The sequence below is a fragment of the Bradyrhizobium sp. AUGA SZCCT0182 genome, from assembly GCF_018130185.1.
Taxonomy (GTDB): Bacteria; Pseudomonadota; Alphaproteobacteria; order Rhizobiales; family Xanthobacteraceae; genus Bradyrhizobium.
The window spans coordinates 1-17,473 of sequence record NZ_JAFCLY010000046.1; the positions used below are offsets into that span (position 1 = coordinate 1).

Sequence of the window (17,473 nt, forward strand, 5' to 3'; positions counted from 1 at the left end):
TGATCACTCTCAAAATCACCGCTATTTTGGCCATCTGTGCCGGAACATTGATCGCGCTGGCATCGAGCGAATTCGGCGCCGAACTTGTTCTCGCCGTTGTCAGCCTCGTATAAGGCTCCGTTTTTGCGGGCAAAGAAAAACCCGCCTGCGCACCATCGGCACATATCAGATTGATGGCCGCGATTCGCGCAAACGGCCCCGGCGCGGAGTTCCAACCACCGCACCAAGGGCCGCCAACCCAATGGGGGTTTTCTCCCGGTTGGAGGCTGATGATTCATCCCGGGAGCGCTAAGTCGATTCCTGCCGCGCCGGATCGTTCCTAACGCCAAGAAAAAGCCCCGCCGGTTAGGGCGGGGCGAAGTCGTCGCGGGTAAGGCAACATGCTCCGGCGCGCGGGCCTCTGATGTCGATTCGCATTTCCCGCGTACTTGCCTATTTATCCCGCATGCGCACATCGACCTTTGAACCTTGCATCCCGACCCGCGGCGCTAAGGTTCCATCCTCCAAAAACTGGCTTCACGAAATCAAGCATGATGGCTATCGCCTGATCGTGCAGAGGGAGGCAAACCGAGTTCGTCTGTTCACTCGAAATGGCTTCGACTGGAGCGACCGATATCCGCTCATCACCGAGGCCGCGCTGCGCATCCGGTCAACGTCCTTTGTCCTGGACGGCGAAGCTGTGTTGCTGGGGGTTGATGGCATTTCCGACTTCGACGGCCTGCATAGTCGGAAGCACAATGACGAGGTGCAGTTCTATGCCTTCGATATGCTGGTGACGGACGGCGATGATATCCGGAAACTACCGCTCACCATGAGGAAGACAAACCTTGCCCGGCTGCTTGCGCGGCGGGTGGATGGCATCTTCATCTCCGACTTCGAGCGCGGCGAGATCGGGCCAGAGCTATTCCGGCACGCCTGCCAAATGGGCTTGGAAGGATTAGTCTCCAAGCTAGACGATCGGCCTTACCGTCCCGGTCGGTCACCTCATTGGGTGAAGGTCAAAAATCCGGCGTCGCCGGCCATGCTGCGGGCCAAGGATGCGTCTTGGTGATGGACGAGGAAAGTTCGCGGCCGAACAGGGTGCGCTTGAGCGTATCGATCGCGGCGAATAGGCTACTACTAACGCAAACAGCGCCCTCAAGCTGAATAATGCTTGGGGGCGCTGCTCACGAGCTGAGAATTGCAATACCCCAGCCGAAAGGATACTTCGCGGCCACAAGAAGGTTGCTAAAAAACATGCGCGATATTTCGGGAACAAGTGGCAATGGCTGCCGTTGTGAGCGGGCTGCCTGTCCCAATCGCCCCCCGGCAGCATACGCGGCCCCAGCCTTCCCCCGAGGCTGGGGCCGTTTCATGAGGACGGGACCGGATCGAAGGTCGCCGGTAGTAACGCCGCCTCGGTTGGCGGCCCCTTTGATTTCGCAAGCAGCTGAGAAGCGGCCCCAGCAGCGGGGGCTGGGGTCTGTGCTGGGGCCCGCCCATTCCAGCCGCAACGCCGAAGAAAGCGCCAACGGCGACGGAAATTACCGCAACTCGGTTGATCGTTCGGAGCTACTTTGGAGTACCTCCGCGCCAGATTCCCCCCAGCGCCATCCGCCGGCTTCCGCCGGCTTTTAGAATTGGGGCTGGAAAGCGAAGCCCAACCCTGATCCGTTTACCAAGCCTCTCGGGGCGGCGCTCTGCGCCTGACATGATTACAGATTGTAGTTGTCGCTTCGCTCCTCTGCAGGTAAGTTTCACTCTCGGACAGACGACCCCCGGCCTGGTCATTTTATCAGGTAAAAGCATTGCATTTTTAGCCAAGACGTTTTTCGCTTCGAAAAGAATTTTAAAAATGAATCACGAAACCAAGAGATTGGTTGTCGGCACTCGTTTTAAGATGAGTGAACTCGGAGTCGCTCGATGCCCGGATCTAGCAGGGCAGACAGGGATCGTTGTCGAGGTGAGCCACAGCAACACAGGCGTTACCGTCTTGTTCGGTGGGGCCAGCAGACCAACTGCCCTGCACAGGGATTTCATCACCCCGATCTCGCGGTAACCGGCTTATCGCTTGCTGGCCCACTCTGGTTGCGGAAAACTCCGCTTAGCGATGGGACTGAAGGCGACGCGTTAGGAGGTTTCATTGGCTGAGATCGTGAACCTTGGAGACAAGCTAAAAGCGCAGCAGGAAAAAACAGCCCGCATGGACCTGACGGCTAAAATGATCCCAATCATGGTGGAGACAGTTGAGAAGTTTTATTCGATGGGCGCTACACCAGAACACATCGCGCGCTTTCTGCAGGTCGCCATCGAGGAAATTAACAAAAGGCCGCGCTAGATTGAGGGACTGAAGCCAACCATGTCCATATCTGCCAAACTCATCAAGTTGGTACCTGAGGGCGAAGCGAACGCGGTCTCGGGCCGGGTGCTCTGGCAGCAGCTGGGCATGTGGTCACCCGTTAGTGTCAAACACACTTTGAAGAAGATGGCCGCAGCGGGTGAAATCGAAAGGAAACACGTTCCGCACCCAACTGGTGAAGTGGGATTGTATTTCAAACAACCGCGCCGGCCGCAATAAGCGCTGGCAGCGTTCCGTGGATCTCCACAGCCACGAAAACAAGTGGGTTCGCGCCGTTCCGATCCCCAAGGGATTGATAATTTGCCGTAGGTGCAGTGCCGCGCTTCAATAGGGCATGCCCGAACTCACCCGCCGTCCTCACCCCGAACGCTCTGACACTTGGCACGTCTTCTACGGGGACGTTCAGGTCGGCACGATCGCGGTCCAATCGGGCTTGCCGGTGCACGCCAAGCAATGGAGGTGGGACTTAGGTTTCTATCCGGCATCCCACCGCGGCCACTCCCGCAGCGGCTACGCGTCTAGCTTCGACCATGCGCGGGCGGGCTTCGAAACGGCGTGGAAAACTTATCTGCCACGATGCACGGAATCCGACTTCGTCGAATACCGGCGCCAGCGCGCCTGGACGGCATGGAAATACGCAATGTATGACGCGGGCCTCCCGCTGCCGACGCATTCAACCAGTGGACGGGCGAGGTGTTTCTGTGGCGCCGCGATCGGTATAGCGGTAACCGACCGTCACGTTCAGGATGCACATATGGATTCGCAGCACGCATGAAATACGCCACCGATCGCCCCTATGCCGACCCCGAAGCCGCCGCGCGCAAGCTCCTGGAGATCGCAAACGTAGCGGCGCTGCCAATGAAGCGCGGCAAGTCCGTGGACTTCACCGGATCCACGCCCTTTGCCCTCATGGTTCTTGAGGCTGTGCTGAATGGACAGCGCTACGGTCTGAGCATCCGCCCACTTCACTCAGCGGACGGCGAATGAGTAGATAATCCAGACTATGACGAGAGCCGCCAGAACGAGCACCCAATTGGAAATTTGACTGCCGCCTATCGATGTTTTCCGGCTAAACCAATCCATGGCACTTCCTCCCCAGATAGACCGCCTCACTTGGGCGACCTCCCACGCTTCCAACGATATCACCGATATCCAAAAGTCGCTCGGTTACCTTTGCGGCCATGGTTGACGTGGTCCTCTCGGGAGGTCGCCTCAGTTGGCGGCCTCTTTTAGGGAGGAACATAAACCAAGACCGCTGACGTTGAAACCGCCGATCGCGGGTTACCCCCCGCGCGGCCGGGCGCCGACAGAAGACAACGCCCAGCCGCGTTTCAGCGCACAGTCCCGCAGCATTCCACCGGGGGGCGTTCGCAAGCGTCATCATGCCACCCGTTCAAAAGGCAATAGGTCGCCGTTGACCGGATTGAATGGCCGCCGCTATTGCGCCGATATAAACTGGAAATGGCGGAGTGCCTGAATGCCGTGTCGATTGCTCGGAATTGACTCGCTATTGGACCGTTAAAAGGCGCACGGTGATTTATCACCGGTTTCGCGCTTTCGGCTGTTGTCGGTGACTGAGAGTGTTGAGCTCCCGCCTTGGCGAAAGGGAGATCCCATGCCCAAGAATTCCCCGCCTCCGAACTGCCCGAAGTGCAGCATGCCTATGCGATTTGTGCTCGTGAAGACGGGAGGACGCAAATTCCGCTGCGTCGATTGCGATGTAGCAGGCCTCCTTAAATTGCCGGAGGTCACCCAGCTTCTCACGGGCGAATTAAGACATCCGGGCTAAATTACCTCCGTTGGCTTTGATGCCGAAACTTACTGAGAGGCTGGCATTCATCCGACAGGCATAGGTCTTTGGAGGTCATCATGAATGACGCATTCTCGCTCTCAATCTCGGTAGGTATCATTGCCTTTGGATTTTGCATTGCTGCTAGCGCGATCGGCGCTGGCTCGTCTTGGGCCTGGTGCTCATAGGACTACTTCCCGTCATTGTAGGTACGGTCAGCCTTTATCTGGCGATTCGCGAAGTCAATGTTGCGCAGCGGAATTGAGATTCAGTGAGTGTGGAGGACGGCAAGCGCCAGGGTTGATTGCTGGCAAGGAAGGGCATTTTCGAATGGCGCCAGGAATGTCCGTACGGCCGTCAGGATGCCGCAATGAAGAAGGATTGGGGCTTCTCCGCGCTCGTGGAGGTCGCCGGTAAACGGATCTTGTTCGACAAACGATCCAGACATCCTCGCAGCCAACGTCAAGGCGAAGGGTATTGACCTCACCAACATCGGCAAGAGGCTAGGTCAGCATCCCTCACTTGATCTTCCTTGAGCCGCGCCCAGTTTTAAGGAAGGTTAGGTTTGATCGATAGGTTCTCGCACCGGCTAGCACCAACAAGTGACATAAGAGACCCATAGCGGCCACTGTCTAAGGCTAGAGCAAAGTCGAGCGCATCAATCCCAACTGTAAACGAAAGGACCGCCGGTCTCCGGCGGTCTTTTTGTTTGGGTGAGCCGGGGCGATCAAGGTCCTCGTGATATGCTTTAGCCAAAGCAAGGAGGGCTGGCATCATGCCTACCGGATTATTTAAAACACCAGATCAGTCGGCTCAGGTTGAATACGACGGCGTTTCCATCCCGATACCTAGGTCGACATACGAGAAGAACGGCTACAAGCCCGATTTCGACAAACTGCCCCTCGAAGACGAATATAAGGCGGCCCAGGAGAAGTTGCGTAATACCCGGAAGCCCTAAAGGCACTCCCCTCGGGCTGACTGCTATCTGCAGGATCACCCCTGAAAAACAATTATCGAAGGTGCTGCGCTTTGGCGATGTGTTGACCAATTTCGTTCGCCTGATTGGCTTCGCCGGCATCAGTCAACAAATGCTGAAGCTGGGTAGCACCAGTCAAATCCAAGCCGACCAGCGGATTTCCCGTTGATCGAAACCACAGTCGCGGCACACCCAATTCATCTTTGCGGGCTTCGATTTCGCATTCGGTGGGTGGTATTCCGAACATGCTGAAGAACTCCGATTTCATCTCAGCCTCCTGTGCCCTATCAAATAATGTGGGAACGAAAATGCGACTGTAAAGGCAAAGAAACCGAAAGCGACCCCGACCGGGGATAGAGGAATTACCGAGGCCGCCCGGCCCGCCGCTACAGAGTTCCGATTTCTAACCGTCCTTCGACTTGGCAACCTCTCTCGCCAGTCGTTCAGCCTTGAGCCGTTCTAGGTTTTTGCGCAGCGCTTTTTGCTCCTGCTCGTATTCGTTCAGGGGCCTATCCGATGGACGGAGCTTGCTTGCTTCATTTTCACGTTTGCTCATGACGTGACCCTTTTGATGGATGGATCCCCACTGAATACCACGCATCGTACTGGCTCAGACTAACATACTTGAAGGGGCCGATGTCAGTTCTGGCGGCGAACTAATGTCTCAATTGGGTCATTCGCGTCGGTTTGACCGGACCACGGCGACTTCCGGTCTACCCCGGCGAACGGACATTCACAGGATAGGCGGCATGTCTCAAAGATGCCAACAGGCGACGTGGATCGCATCGACACGGGGATCACCGCCCGGCATAGTCCGCAACCCTACTTGCTCAAACAGTCCCCCAGGTTGTAAATTCCGGCATGACCGTTGACGGCTGGAGTAAATGACGACTCAGAGGGCGCCCTACAAGACACGCCGGTGGACGGCTGAAGAGGACGACACATTGCGGTCTCTCGTCCACGCCGGAAGGGACGCGCGCTTGATCGGCAAAGAGCTGAAGCGATCATTCATGGGCGTCCAAGCTAGGGTAAAGAAATTGAAACTCACTTTGGTCTCTGAGCAACGCAGGAATTACAGTGAGGGAAATTTGTGGCGATGGGCCGTCAAAACGAGCTCTTCAGAGCGCTTTAAGGCAGCGAAGGAATCTGTCTCGGTGAGTGTGAAGAAGTGACGGACGTCGAACTGTATCGCCATAATGCTGACGACTGCCGCCTACGATCCCTGCAAGCTCGCACGCCAGCTGACAAGGCGAATTGGCTCAAGATTGCCGAAGAGTGGCAAAAGCTGGCCGAGGAGGTGGATGCAGCCACCGCAAAACGGAACGGATCGAATGAATGAACCGGGTTCGTCGATTCTACGAAAAAGTTCCGTATGGCAAATCGTCTACTCGCGTGGCTTACGCAACGAGCAAGGCGGCTTTGTCTAAATCGCTGCCCGCTGCTGAGTGGGTTGAAGATAAAACCTTCAACGCAGGCGATGCTATTCTCGCCGATCCCGGGCTAAAGGACGTTTACAGGGAAGCAATACTAAAAGGTTGCGCAGAGAGAATATGACGTGGCGCGTTAGCGAGCCATCGCTGTGCGGCTGATGTCGACTCGTTCGCGACGAACACTGTAATATGGAACCAAAACTGTCTCGCAAATCGTCTCGCCGCTGCAGACGGTCCATGATGTCGAGCTATGGCAGGGCCGCCCGAAAGATTGCCACGTTCCCGCACGAGCATTAGACCCTAACAGTGCCGACGAGGTGAGTAGTGCGCCTTCATTTTCAAGCCGTCCGCGTTTTGGCTTACTCTCTAAACCTTCGGGCCTGTTCTGCCAGTCGTTCTTCAAAGGAAACTTCGTGCTTGATGCAGCGTCGTTCTATGACGCAAGAGCCCGCGTAGCGGAGGGTCACGCGCCCCGTTTCTCAGGGGTATCTGCTTCCCCATCCCTTTGTAGTTGGGGCTTTTCACGCAGGACCGCATCCAACAACGAATTGTGAACCTCTATTTTTCCGTTGTAACTGATCAAGCCCAGCTTACGGAATTTGTTCATGAAGAAACTTACGCGAGAACGCGTCGTGCCGATCATTTCGGCCAAGGTTTCCTGACTGATATTTGGGCTGATAGGTGTTGGGCTGCCCTCCTTTCCGAATCTCGCGAGCAGAAGCAGCAGCCGCGCAAGTCGTTTCTCACTCGAATTAAATAGTTGGTCGATCAAATCGTCTTCAACCCGGCTGTTTCGGGTCAATAGATAAGCTACAAATAGCTCCGAAAATTTCGGTTCGTCATGCAGGACCGCAATCATTGCCGACTTTGATATCGAGGTGATCAGGCTTTCTTCCGTCGCGGTGCTCGTCGCGATCCGTAGCGAATGGCCATTCATACACCCTTCGCCGAAGAATTGGCCAGGTTCTAAAATACCGACAACCGCTTCTTTGCCTTGGTCAGATAGCACGACAATTTTGACGCCGCCCTTTTGAAGGAAAAAGATCGTATCAGCGACTTCTCCTTGAGAGAAGATAATCTGATCCTTGCGATAAACCGATATCGTTTTTCCCGCCCCAACTTTGGCGAGAAACTCCAGAGGGTCAAATGAGTTGCTGGTGCGCTCTATTGCCATATCGTGGCCTGTGGAGGGTGCGCGGCGCAGCGATTATACGCCACCTCCATTTCAAATAGAACGGCAAAATGGAGCCAAATGGGACCGGTCACAAGATAGAGGGAGCCCGCTCGGGGGCGGGCGTATCGCGACGTCCGTTGAGGGTCATCAACGGACCAGAAGGTCCCGAAATCCGACTTCTGTTCTACCCCCACGAGCGGACATGCCCGTGAACGGCAGCTTTGCGCCCAAAAGCGGACATTCGGGCTGGGTCGCCGTTTGACCCTAAGCGGACCGAGATTTAGATCGCGACGATTTTCGCCCGAGGTCAGAGCCGATCACCTCGCAGGGATTGCGCCGCCGCTTTCCGATACTCGCGGGGTGAAACTCCAAAGGCCGCTCTGAAGCAGCGGCCAAAATGCGTCATGTCCGAAAACCCCCATCCCTGCGCAATTTCAGCTATGGTTCGAGAGACTTGGTTGGGGTCTTCAAGAGCAACCCGGCAACGCGAGAGCCGTCGTGACAGAATGAGACGATGAAGCGAGGAATCCTGTTCGGCGAGAATCGCATTGGCGTATCGGACGCTTATGCCAACACTATGCGCAACCTTTTGTCCGTCGATGTCGGGGTCGGCGAGCTTCGCTTCTACCACTGACCGAATCTGTCCCAGCAATAACGCTTTTAAATTCGAGACGCGAACGGGAGAGCTCCCAATTGTTCTCGCAATGGATAGTCCGATCAAGTCGAGCACGTGATTGCCGACCACTTCCTCCGTTACGGAAGCTGTCATCCCAACGAGCGAAGGCAGTTTTGCAGCTATCGAAAGCGCCAGCTTATCGTCCGCCAGCTCGGCCGTCACCCGTCGCCCGATCAACTCGCGGTTTCCACCGATCCGTGCTCGCAACTCGCGACGCGGAACCTTAATGACGAGGGTTTTCGAGTCTAGCGCAAACCGCGCATCATAAGGCAAGCGCGGCTCAAGCAACATTAGCGAACCGGCGTCCAGGTTAACCTCACGCGCGTTTTGAACGATAAGGACGCTGCCCGACAACTGATAACACAGGAACATCGTGTCCGGCCTGGTGCGCTCGGCGTGGGCCACAGTGTGAGACACGTGCATCGGCGAGTTGCTGAATTCAACAAGGTCCAGGTTGCCAAACTTCGCGGCCTTGATCTCAGCGTGGAACGTGGCCCGATTTTCCGGCAAGGAGTCGTGACCTACGATCTCCATGCAGGCGAGGCTGTGCCAATAATCAAATCGGTCGCGGGGGTGAACTGAGGAGGTCGAGAAGATCGTTTTCACGTGTTTGCCGTTCCTTACCCGTAGATTAGCCGATGAATTGGTCCATGACAGTCGATTGAAACGACAGACCATCAGGTAGAAATAGCAGCAACTCGAAAATGGGTTGTGAACGTCACTTAGTAGCTATTTTTGCCGATTTCCGTAAAAATACGGGGCTAAAAATGCAACCAAAGTCGCATCACCACCAGAAGGACAGGAACAAGCAAACGCTGGGGTTCCCGCCGTTTATTCAAACGGAGCCGAAGCGCGTAACTTTCTCCACCCCAATTTGCGCAAGATGCGTGTCGGCCGATGGGCTGTGGTCGACAAACTGCCTGGTCTTGTGCGTGTGGGACACCGGAGCCCGGCTTCAAGTAAGTCTTCCGGGTGATCTTACCGAGTTCCATCTTTTATTCACGTCCTCTAAAAACCCGGTCTCCAGGCAATGCAGAAGAGTCAGTACATGGGGCAACGTGATTGAAGTCGCGTATCTGCGGAAGCAACCGACCTTTGTGCTGAATGCGGAGCTGGATGCATGAACCACGAAATAAACGTCGATGAAATGTTATCGGCATCATGGGATCAGCTGCTTGCAAGAGATCTTGCCTCAGAGGTCGAAAATTTCTCCGGTGACAAGCGTTGTTTAGTTCCGGAATTGCGAAGATTCTTTGCCATTAAGGGCTATCATCTGCTTCTTAGGCTGAGGACAGCTTGCGAGGGCAAAACGGCTTTTGACGCACTTAAGTCAGTTGCCCTAGAAATGCGACAATTTGCGATGGAGCGCCCCGCCTTGTGGGCCGCTGCTTCGAGAACGCCCACAACTGATTGCGCCGAGTGGCGGGCGGGCCACGAAGAACTATGCGGTCTCATCAAATCCGTTTTCGCCGAATGTGGCGTACAAGGGCGACACGCAGAAGACGCCTTGCATATGCTTCGGAGCTTGGTGCGCGGCTTTGCCGCACATCAAATCTTGGGCTCATTCCTACACGTGCATTCCTATGACGAAATCTTCGAAAGGGTGGTCGAGATCTATGTGGCTGGGGTTCGCTCGGTCGCAGCTACTGGTGCTAACGCTGCCGTAACGGCGAGCACAGCGGAGTAAGTTACGAGACCGGAATACGCTGAAGCTGATCCCACCAGCACGCCAGCTGTCTCTGCGCGAGGTCCTTTCCGAGGTGGATGGTCCGCTTGACCGCTTCGTGAATTGCCACTGCTCGCGCGGCCGGAAGACGACAGGGACTGCCCGCCGGATCCGCCGCCCGGCGTCCCTCCGGATCAGGCAGTTGCGGAAATTCGGGATGTCCTGAACTCGATCGGCGATAGTTGCCCCGACACCCGCATTTCAGCTGTTTTCGCTAAAGGATGATGCTGACGGGCTGTGGGTGGCGGAGGAGGCCGGTGAAATTCTCGGCTTCGCATGGAGCTGGGTTTGCGGCGACCTGTGGTTTCTCGCGCAGCTATTCGTGTCGCCCGATCATCAGGGGCGCAGCATCGGCAGTGAACTGCTCAAGCGGACATTCGAACATGCGAAGAACTCCGGCGCTACCAACAGGGCGCTGATCACCTTCACGTTCAACACGGTGTCGCAGGGGTTTACATCCGGCACGGCCTATTTCCGCGCTGTCCCATCTATAATTTCAGTGTCTCGCGGCCCGTCCATTGAAGGACTGCCCGGGCCGGCCTCAGTGCCCTAAGCGGAGGTGACAGACGGGGCTGAAAAATTTTCAGAGCACCCCTTGAAACCAAAACCGAGTTTTGTAATTTCTAGGTCACCACCGTGAGGTGGCTCCCGGGCGCCTGAAGGGCCCGAGAAATCCAGACGGGCACCGGTCGTGTCCGGTGCCGCTATTAACCATTTTGCTCCTTGGAGGATCTGGCTATGCGCACTTATGACTTCGCTCCCCTGTTCCGGTCGACCATCGGTTTCGACCGTCTTTTCGACCTCGCCGAGACCGCACAGCGCGGTGCCGAGGAAGGCTATCCGCCCTACAACATCGAACGGCTGGCCGAAGACCGCTACCAGATCACGCTGGCGGTCGCGGGTTTCTCGCCGGACGAAATCTCGATCACTGCAGAGCAGAACGTCGTCACCATCGAGGGCGGCAAAACCGAGAAAGCCGAGCGCGAATTCCTGTATCGCGGGATCTCGACCCGCCACTTCAAACGGCAGTTCAACCTGGCCGACTACGTCCAAGTCAAGGACGCGTCCTTCGACAATGGCCTGCTGAAGATCGAACTGGTCCGGGAGATCCCCGAGGCCATGAAGCCGCGACGGATCGCCATCAACGGCAGCAACGTCCATCAGCTCGAATCCAAGGCGGCCTGAGCGAACAACCCGCGACGGCCCGGCCTCGTTGTTGTCGGGCTGCCGCCCCCTCGTCGTAGAATGGAGGAAAACATGCGGCCGACGACCGCCATCAACGACAACGTATTCGACTTCCAAGCCCTGCTGCACCCCGGCACCGTCTTCGAGCATCCCAACGACGTGGTATCGCATCCGGACCTGACGCTGGCGGAGAAGCGCGCGATCCTGGCCTCCTGGGCCTCGGACGCTTCGGCGATCGCCTCATGTCCCGCGCTGCGGGCTCCGAAAGGACTGAAGGCGCCCGTGACCATTGATTCCATCCTCGAGGCCCTTTGCGAACTGGACGGCCGGCCGCGCAACCCGCCGGGCGGCAAGCCAAATCGTCGTTTCTCGACATCGCGCGTTCTGGCCGCCTGAGGAGGATCCCATGAGAGATATTAAATTGCCTCGTCACGTGATCGACCGGTTGGAGAACCGATGGGCAAGCCGGCTGCAGCAGGACGCAAGAGCCTGGAGCAGCGACAAGGCTAGGCCCTTTCAGTCCCGCCACGTGCGGACCGATGACGCCCGGGTCATTCCGGTTACCGTCAAGCGCGCTCGACGTGCTGCGGATGCCACTCGGTTCGCATAGAGCCGAAAGTGCGAAGCGACGGAAGGGTCGACACACGATAAGACGAGGTGGCAATGGGAGTCACGGCAACTGTTCCGATGCTGTCACTCGACGCCGGGTTGACGCAATATCTTACGGAAATTCGCAAGTTTCCGATGTTGCGGCCCGACCAGGAGGCGGCCTATGCGATGCGCTGGCGCGAGCACGGCGATCGTGAAGCCGCCTATCACCTTGTCACCAGCCATCTGCGGCTCGTCGCCAGGATCGCCATGCGATATCGCGGCTACGGGCTGCCGATTGCGGATATCATTTCCGAGGGAAACGTGGGCCTCATGCAGGCCGTGAAGCGCTTCGAGCCCGAGCGCGGCTTCCGGCTCGCGACCTACGCTATGTGGTGGATCAAGGCTTCGATACAGGAATACATCCTACGTTCGTGGTCGCTGGTAAAAATGGGCACCAGCGCCGCCCAGAAGAAGCTGTTTTTCAACCTTCGGAGGACAAAAGCGGAAATCTCGGCACTGGAGGATGGCGATCTCCGTCCGGAGCACACCGCGATGATCGCCAAGAGGCTCGGCGTGCAGGAAAGCGACGTCATCCAAATGAACCGGCGCCTGGGCGGCGACGTGTCGCTCAACGCTTTGGTGCATGCAGACGAGGCGGCCGAAATGCAGGACTGGCTGGTCGACCCGGCATCCAGTCCCGAAACCGTGTACGCCGAGCAGGAGGAAGCCAAACAGCGGCGTCAGGCGCTTGCCGGCGCCATGGAGGTCCTCAACCCGCGAGAACGAAGCATATTTGAAGCGCGATTCCTGTCCGAACCATCGGTCAGGCTGGAGGATCTCGCGAAACGATATGGCGTTTCACGGGAGCGCGTACGGCAGATCGAAGTTCGCGCATTTGAAAAAGTTCGAGCTGCCGCTTGCGCCCGCTTGGCGAACAACGCTGCATGACGCCGGGCGGCCGACCCATGGAAGGCGCGGCATTGTTACCTGACACCAGTGCTCGGGCGCTGGGTCAATGGCACCGACCTCGGCCGACTGCTCTGGTGCATAAGAAGAGCCCACTTTGCGGCGCACTTCAGCCTGTCGACTCCCCTCGCTCTGACCGCGCGTCCTCTCCGGCTTCCGAGCGATAAATACAACTGTTGCAAAATTCGTAGGCGTTAAGTCGCAGCGAGGAACCTTCTGTACTTGTCGGAGGTTACGAGCGCTCTGAACACTGGAGGAAACTATGAAACGCTCGCTTCTATTCATTTGTATCGGACTAATGGCTGCGACAACGGTTATTCGTTTTCGCGCGCCCTGTACTCGAACACAGGTACGCTCGGAATCGGAATAAGCGTCAGCGCCAACCACTGGTCGGGTTTGAGGCTGCGTGCCAGCCTATCGATTTCGCCTGCGGTCAGACCAGCCGCAGAAAGCGATGGCGTTTCTGGACGTAGTGCGTTGCCCTCATTCTCTGGGTCGACTTCGGCGAGTCTTTCAAGATCGGTCATCACTGCGTCCCATTGGATCGCGCCATCGGCGGCAGATGCAATGCTCTCCCCCAAAGCTTCGATCTTGCCGCCAGAAACACGTGATCCGCTCAAGAACTGACGCAGGCTGTTCACGAATTCAGAGGGATCGGCCCGGTAAGCGTCATTCGGTATTCCAAAAGAAGCTAGCGCAGAATCACTCGTTAAAGAGCGTGCCTGAAATGATATTCTATTCAAGGGCTTGACCCTAAAGCGCATCTGTTTGAGCGCCAACTGCGCTTTTTTGGGTCAAATTCAAGAATTGAATTACCTAAATGAAATCAGCTGCTTGAAGACACTTTTACCCCTACTTTTGACAGGGTCCCCTTGCTGCTCGGTTGGATTTTTCTATGGTGATACGAACCGGCGAGTAAGCGCCAAATTGTAAACATCGTTGGAAGAGCAATGAAGCAGGTCGAGATTGAACGACTTCTGCAATGGACGTTTTGCGACCAAAAATCGCGACGCTCCGTGCCGGGGATACGGATATCAAAATTCGTGGGCAATGCTCGAGCGGCATTTGCGTTTAGGCTGCAGTATTGATTCCAGCCCGCGCAGAGACTGCTTGGGTGACGTTTCTGCGTTCCCCGACAGTGACGCGCTCATTGTTGCACGCGAAGTCGGAAAGCTTAGTTCTAATGCTGTTGTTGATTGGCGCGAGTCGAAAGAACTTCTTCTCGGCAACCTGGTGGGCCTTGCATCACGTGAGCAGTTTCTTGTCTTCGACGAGATTGCGCTAGTTATCGAGCAAGCCTGCACCGGCATTTCTCCGATTTGGAATGTCGGATTGCCGAAAATCCGACCGTCTATTCTCGGCAACGGCAAGCCAGCTGTCACAGGGACCAGATACGGGAAAAATCGCTACAGCACCGGAGCGCATTGTCCGTTGGAGTGGGCGCAGCCTACAATCGAAGGAGTCGCGCTCGCACGTGCACGATACGCGGTCTGGCACTCGGCTCTAACGCGTCTAGCAGGCTGCCTTAGCGGGAAGCTCAAAAATATCGTGGCAATGCCGCCGATTTCACGCGCCTCGCCATGGAACACGGCAGTCCAACCACGCCGCTAAACGTCGCTTATCTACCGCCCGCGCCACTCGCTCTTCCTGTCCCGGACTAAGACCGAAAGCCAGTCCCAGTGATTGAGCACGGCATGCACCGGGCGCCACGAAACTGTCTGTATCCTTCAGGTTTGATCATGCCCGACCATAAGTCACCCGCGCGCCGCTGTAGCACGTTGCCGCCGTCATTGCCGCCGCGCGGCCTATCTCGTTCTCAGGCCGCTGAATATGTCGGTATTAGCCCATCGACATTCGATAAAATGGTCGCAGCCGGCGAGATGCCCGGGCCGAAAAGACTTAGGGGGCGGGTTGTTTTTGACCTCAAGAAGCTTGACTGCGCTTTTGATGCATTCGACGATGGCGGAGAAAATTCATGGGATTGAAACTCGGCAAACAAATGCGCGTGCGTCTCAAGTATTTTAGCGAGGATGTCGATCGTCACGACAACGTGCGTTGTTACGTTCGCTTGCCGGGAAAACGCAAAGTACGCATTCACGCCCTTCCCGGCACGCCCGAGTTCCTAGAGGAATATCAAGCAGCCATCGCGGCGGCAGCTATCGCGCCGATGCGGCAGGCTAACGAGTCAAAAAAAGATTCATTGCGTTATCTCTGCATTCGCTACTATGCGAGTGCCGCTTACAGGGCGTTGGACGGCAGCACGCAAAACTGGCAACGCCGCGCGCTGGACGAGATTGCGCGTGAGCACGGGGCTAAGCCTGTCGCCACGATGCAGGCGCGCAACGTGCGCCGAATTCGCGACGCCAAAATTGAAACACCGGCCGCAGCCAATCAGCGTATAAAAGCGCTTCGTGCCATGTTTTCCTGGGCCAACGAGGCCGGCGAAACGGGGGTCAACCCGACGATCGGTGTCAAGAAACTCAAGTACCGGTCGGATGGACACCACACATGGACGGACGAGGAGATCCAGCGATATTACGACCGCCATCCCCTCGGCACGCAAGCGCGGCTTGCTCTGGACCTACTTCGTTATACGGCCGGCCGCCGCGAGGATGCGCCCAGGCTCGGCCGCCAGCACATTCGAGAAGGCCGGGTCCGTTTCCGCCAAGCGAAGAACGAACATCGAAATCCGATCGACATAGATATACTGGTGCACCCGGCTCTCGCCGAGAGCATCGCGGCGGCTGAGGTCAGCAATAGAATGATCTTCCTGCTAACCGAATTCGGCAAACCCTTCACAGCGAATGGTTTTGGCAACAAATTTAAGGACTGGTGCCGTCAAGCCGACCTTCCACGTTGCTCGGCACATGGTGTCCGCAAGGCCACCTCGACCGCGCTCGCCGAAGCGAGCGCAACGCCGCACGAGATTATGGCGATCACGGGGCATCAGACGTTGGAAGAGGTTGAGCGCTATACCAGGGCGGCAAGCCGGAAGAAAACGGCAGATGCCGCCATGCGCAAGCTGATCATCTGAGGCCTTGAATGCCTTACCGCCGGTGGATTTAGTTTGCCGGGGGATAGGCAGCTTCGGCGCCTGGGCATTGCATCAGTTCCGCAAGCGCAGCGATCTGAGCGATACGAGATCGGATGAAGAACAAAGACTGTCCCACGGTAGAATGGAGTGGGACAATCAAGTCGAAAAGATCAAGAATATCAATTGCGGCTTGAACACATGGCGCTCCCTAGGGGAGAGGCTCATACCAACCAAGCCAATGGGTTAGCCGCAGATTTGGGGAAATCAACGAGCATTGAAACTCAAAGGGTTTCAGATGCTCGCCCCAAACCAAAATTTGATTCCCTGGAGCACTCTGTCTACTTGGGCAGGCAGAGGCTTGGTCGCTATGTCCAGACTGACCGCAAAAAATTCAAAGCATTTGACGCGAACGACCGGCTATTGGGGAATTTCCGTATTCGCAACAGGATGCTCGCTGCGATCCGTAAAGCAGCGGCGCGGAGTGCGCGCTCGTGAGCGACCAGGCGCGGATGCAGGCTTCTGAAAAGTGGCTACAGAAATACAGGGCGACAAATCGCGCGGTCACCATCGCGTCCGCCCAACCTGATACCCCCTCTCCTCAAGTTGATATCCCCCCTCCTCAGATTGAGCCCCCTTCTCGCGACGATCTCGGATTGGCGGCACAGGCGCACTACAACAACATAAGCGCTTGCCAAAATTCCGATCAGCTCCATGCAATGGCGAAGTTGCTCTGGGAACGCCATGGCGCCGGGCTGCTCAACGACGACGAAGCGAACTATCTGACATCCTGTATTGAACGCCGCAAGCCGGTGAGCCAGCGAACTAAGGGTGGCAAATTCGCAATCATCGCGAAGGCGGGGCGGATCAGTCGTTTCGTGCCGCGCCAGCGTCCGCGATCTCCAGACCGAAAGGCGTCTAGGGACCGCCGTAGGATGCTGGGAGGCTCGAGCGCCCTACCTGACAATCTGCGCCACCACTACACCGAGGGCCAGCGGGCGGTTCTCTGCATCGTTGCCGGCGAGATCAAGCGGCATGGGGTGTGCGACCTGCCGATCGACAAGATCGCAGCTCTGGCCGGCGTGTGCCGAACCACGGTCCAGACGGCCATGCATGAGGCGCGACGGCTCGGTCACATCGAGATCACGGAACGGCCCGTTCCCGGCAGGAAGAGTTTGCCGAACCTTGTCGACGTCGTTTCACGAGAATGGCTTGCCTGGATCAAACGGGGCCCATCTGCCGCGCGTGACATAGGGTCCAATCCTGTGAAAATGGTGAGCACCACGAAGAGCATAGATTTAAGCAAGAAGAGGCTTAGCAACGGAAGGGCCTCAGTCGACCACCAACCGTGGATAGGCTCAGTCAGCAAAGGATCAGGTTGACGTCATCTGGCCCCTACACAAGTCAAACACTGGCGGGAATTGAGGGCTAAGCGATACGCAGCGCGCAAGGCTCACCACGTTGCAGCGTCGCGGCGAGCTCGACGACGCAACGTTGGCGGAGGTCGCTGCAGCCGCGCGCATTGCGCAGCCGCCGTGAGGGGGGGCGGTCAAAAAGTCGGCAAACCCTGCGCGCCCAGACCGGCTGTTGT

Annotated in this window: 19 protein-coding genes; 14 read left to right on the plus strand and 5 right to left on the minus strand. The window is 56.9% G+C overall.

The features are described from left to right. Positions 1-403 precede the first annotated feature (403 nt). The 4 genes from JQ611_RS33590 (at position 404) to JQ611_RS33605 (ending at position 3,325) form a co-directional block, all read left to right on the plus strand. Positions 404-1,051, plus strand: coding sequence for an RNA ligase family protein (locus JQ611_RS33590; RefSeq protein WP_249133663.1), 648 nt, complete (start codon positions 404-406; stop codon positions 1,049-1,051). Positions 1,052-2,122: 1,071 nt separating this feature from the next. Beyond that, the gene (locus JQ611_RS33595) at positions 2,123-2,317 is read left to right on the plus strand and encodes a hypothetical protein (RefSeq protein ID WP_212263351.1); all 195 of its coding nucleotides are present in this window, start codon (positions 2,123-2,125) and stop codon (positions 2,315-2,317) included. Between the two features lie 21 nt (positions 2,318-2,338). Then, positions 2,339-2,557, plus strand: a complete 219-nt coding sequence (locus JQ611_RS33600) for a hypothetical protein (RefSeq protein WP_212263350.1) — start codon at positions 2,339-2,341, stop codon at positions 2,555-2,557. Between the two features lie 552 nt (positions 2,558-3,109). Then, positions 3,110-3,325: a hypothetical protein gene (locus JQ611_RS33605; protein WP_212263349.1), complete on the plus strand. Its 216-nt coding sequence runs from the start codon at positions 3,110-3,112 to the stop codon at positions 3,323-3,325. 1,812 nt (positions 3,326-5,137) lie between these two features. On the opposite strand, the gene JQ611_RS33610 is transcribed toward JQ611_RS33605, so the two are convergent. Together JQ611_RS33610 and JQ611_RS33615 are read right to left on the minus strand one after the other, a co-directional pair. Beyond that, positions 5,138-5,371 carry a hypothetical protein gene (locus JQ611_RS33610; RefSeq protein WP_108522855.1) on the minus strand — a complete coding sequence of 78 codons (234 nt, stop codon included), beginning with the start codon at positions 5,369-5,371 and terminating at the stop codon, positions 5,138-5,140. Between the two features lie 135 nt (positions 5,372-5,506). Further along, positions 5,507-5,659 (minus strand): hypothetical protein, encoded by a 153-nt coding sequence (locus tag JQ611_RS33615; protein WP_192739910.1) that lies wholly within the window; start codon positions 5,657-5,659, stop codon positions 5,507-5,509. Positions 5,660-6,271: 612 nt separating this feature from the next. On the opposite strand from JQ611_RS33615, the gene JQ611_RS33620 reads away from it, so the two are divergent. Further along, positions 6,272-6,442: a hypothetical protein gene (locus JQ611_RS33620; RefSeq protein ID WP_212039114.1), complete on the plus strand. Its 171-nt coding sequence runs from the start codon at positions 6,272-6,274 to the stop codon at positions 6,440-6,442. After that, the gene (locus JQ611_RS33625; protein WP_212467870.1) at positions 6,439-6,657 is read left to right on the plus strand and encodes a hypothetical protein; all 219 of its coding nucleotides are present in this window, start codon (positions 6,439-6,441) and stop codon (positions 6,655-6,657) included. The genes JQ611_RS33620 and JQ611_RS33625 overlap by 4 nt, the downstream gene beginning before the upstream one ends. A 339-nt stretch (positions 6,658-6,996) precedes the next feature. Here the strand turns inward: JQ611_RS33625 and JQ611_RS33630 are convergent, their stop codons facing one another. Both JQ611_RS33630 and JQ611_RS33635 read right to left on the minus strand, forming a co-directional pair. Then, entirely contained in the window at positions 6,997-7,707 is a 711-nt protein-coding gene (locus JQ611_RS33630; protein WP_212039112.1) for a Crp/Fnr family transcriptional regulator, read from the minus strand. Positions 7,708-8,014: 307 nt separating this feature from the next. Beyond that, entirely contained in the window at positions 8,015-8,989 is a 975-nt protein-coding gene (locus JQ611_RS33635; protein ID WP_312012306.1) for a helix-turn-helix domain-containing protein, read from the minus strand. Positions 8,990-9,503: 514 nt separating this feature from the next. Between JQ611_RS33635 and JQ611_RS33640 the strand changes: the two genes are divergently transcribed. From JQ611_RS33640 to rpoH, 5 genes are all read left to right on the plus strand, one after another. Continuing rightward, a complete protein-coding gene (locus tag JQ611_RS33640; RefSeq protein ID WP_212263338.1) occupies positions 9,504-10,070 on the plus strand; it encodes a TetR-like C-terminal domain-containing protein in 567 nt (188 codons plus the stop codon). Positions 10,071-10,350: 280 nt separating this feature from the next. Beyond that, positions 10,351-10,662 (plus strand): GNAT family N-acetyltransferase, encoded by a 312-nt coding sequence (locus JQ611_RS33645; protein WP_312012308.1) that lies wholly within the window; start codon positions 10,351-10,353, stop codon positions 10,660-10,662. Positions 10,663-10,847: 185 nt separating this feature from the next. Then, a complete protein-coding gene (hspD, locus tag JQ611_RS33650) occupies positions 10,848-11,294 on the plus strand; it encodes a small heat shock protein HspD (protein ID WP_212263337.1) in 447 nt (148 codons plus the stop codon). Between the two features lie 72 nt (positions 11,295-11,366). Further along, entirely contained in the window at positions 11,367-11,690 is a 324-nt protein-coding gene (locus JQ611_RS33655) for a hypothetical protein (RefSeq protein ID WP_212039334.1), read from the plus strand. A gap of 267 nt (positions 11,691-11,957) precedes the next feature. Next, complete coding sequence (rpoH, locus tag JQ611_RS33660; protein WP_212263336.1) at positions 11,958-12,833, plus strand: RNA polymerase sigma factor RpoH; 876 nt, start codon at positions 11,958-11,960, stop codon at positions 12,831-12,833. Positions 12,834-13,165: 332 nt separating this feature from the next. Here the strand turns inward: rpoH and JQ611_RS33665 are convergent, their stop codons facing one another. After that, the gene (locus JQ611_RS33665) at positions 13,166-13,630 is read right to left on the minus strand and encodes a hypothetical protein (protein WP_212263335.1); all 465 of its coding nucleotides are present in this window, start codon (positions 13,628-13,630) and stop codon (positions 13,166-13,168) included. 331 nt (positions 13,631-13,961) lie between these two features. On the opposite strand from JQ611_RS33665, the gene JQ611_RS33670 reads away from it, so the two are divergent. The 3 genes from JQ611_RS33670 to JQ611_RS33680 all read left to right on the plus strand — a co-directional run bounded on the left by JQ611_RS33670 (position 13,962) and on the right by JQ611_RS33680 (position 17,264). Next, entirely contained in the window at positions 13,962-14,462 is a 501-nt protein-coding gene (locus JQ611_RS33670; RefSeq protein ID WP_212467871.1) for a hypothetical protein, read from the plus strand. A gap of 364 nt (positions 14,463-14,826) precedes the next feature. Beyond that, positions 14,827-15,885, plus strand: coding sequence for a tyrosine-type recombinase/integrase (locus JQ611_RS33675; protein WP_249133665.1), 1,059 nt, complete (start codon positions 14,827-14,829; stop codon positions 15,883-15,885). 491 nt (positions 15,886-16,376) lie between these two features. After that, positions 16,377-17,264, plus strand: coding sequence for a hypothetical protein (locus tag JQ611_RS33680; RefSeq protein ID WP_212467872.1), 888 nt, complete (start codon positions 16,377-16,379; stop codon positions 17,262-17,264). The last annotated feature ends 209 nt before the right edge of the window (positions 17,265-17,473 follow it).

Coding starts and splice junctions, on each gene's coding strand:
- JQ611_RS33615 (WP_192739910.1), bottom strand. CDS start 5,659: ATGAGCAAACGTGAAAATGAAGCAAGCAAGCTCCGTCCATCGGATAGG.
- hspD (WP_212263337.1), top strand. CDS start 10,848: ATGCGCACTTATGACTTCGCTCCCCTGTTCCGGTCGACCATCGGTTTC.
- JQ611_RS33675 (WP_249133665.1), top strand. CDS start 14,827: ATGGGATTGAAACTCGGCAAACAAATGCGCGTGCGTCTCAAGTATTTT.
- JQ611_RS33625 (WP_212467870.1), top strand. CDS start 6,439: ATGAACCGGGTTCGTCGATTCTACGAAAAAGTTCCGTATGGCAAATCG.
- JQ611_RS33590 (WP_249133663.1), top strand. CDS start 404: ATGTCGATTCGCATTTCCCGCGTACTTGCCTATTTATCCCGCATGCGC.
- JQ611_RS33655 (WP_212039334.1), top strand. CDS start 11,367: ATGCGGCCGACGACCGCCATCAACGACAACGTATTCGACTTCCAAGCC.
- rpoH (WP_212263336.1), top strand. CDS start 11,958: ATGGGAGTCACGGCAACTGTTCCGATGCTGTCACTCGACGCCGGGTTG.
- JQ611_RS33600 (WP_212263350.1), top strand. CDS start 2,339: ATGTCCATATCTGCCAAACTCATCAAGTTGGTACCTGAGGGCGAAGCG.
- JQ611_RS33630 (WP_212039112.1), bottom strand. CDS start 7,707: ATGGCAATAGAGCGCACCAGCAACTCATTTGACCCTCTGGAGTTTCTC.
- JQ611_RS33605 (WP_212263349.1), top strand. CDS start 3,110: ATGAAATACGCCACCGATCGCCCCTATGCCGACCCCGAAGCCGCCGCG.
- JQ611_RS33640 (WP_212263338.1), top strand. CDS start 9,504: ATGAACCACGAAATAAACGTCGATGAAATGTTATCGGCATCATGGGAT.
- JQ611_RS33610 (WP_108522855.1), bottom strand. CDS start 5,371: ATGAAATCGGAGTTCTTCAGCATGTTCGGAATACCACCCACCGAATGC.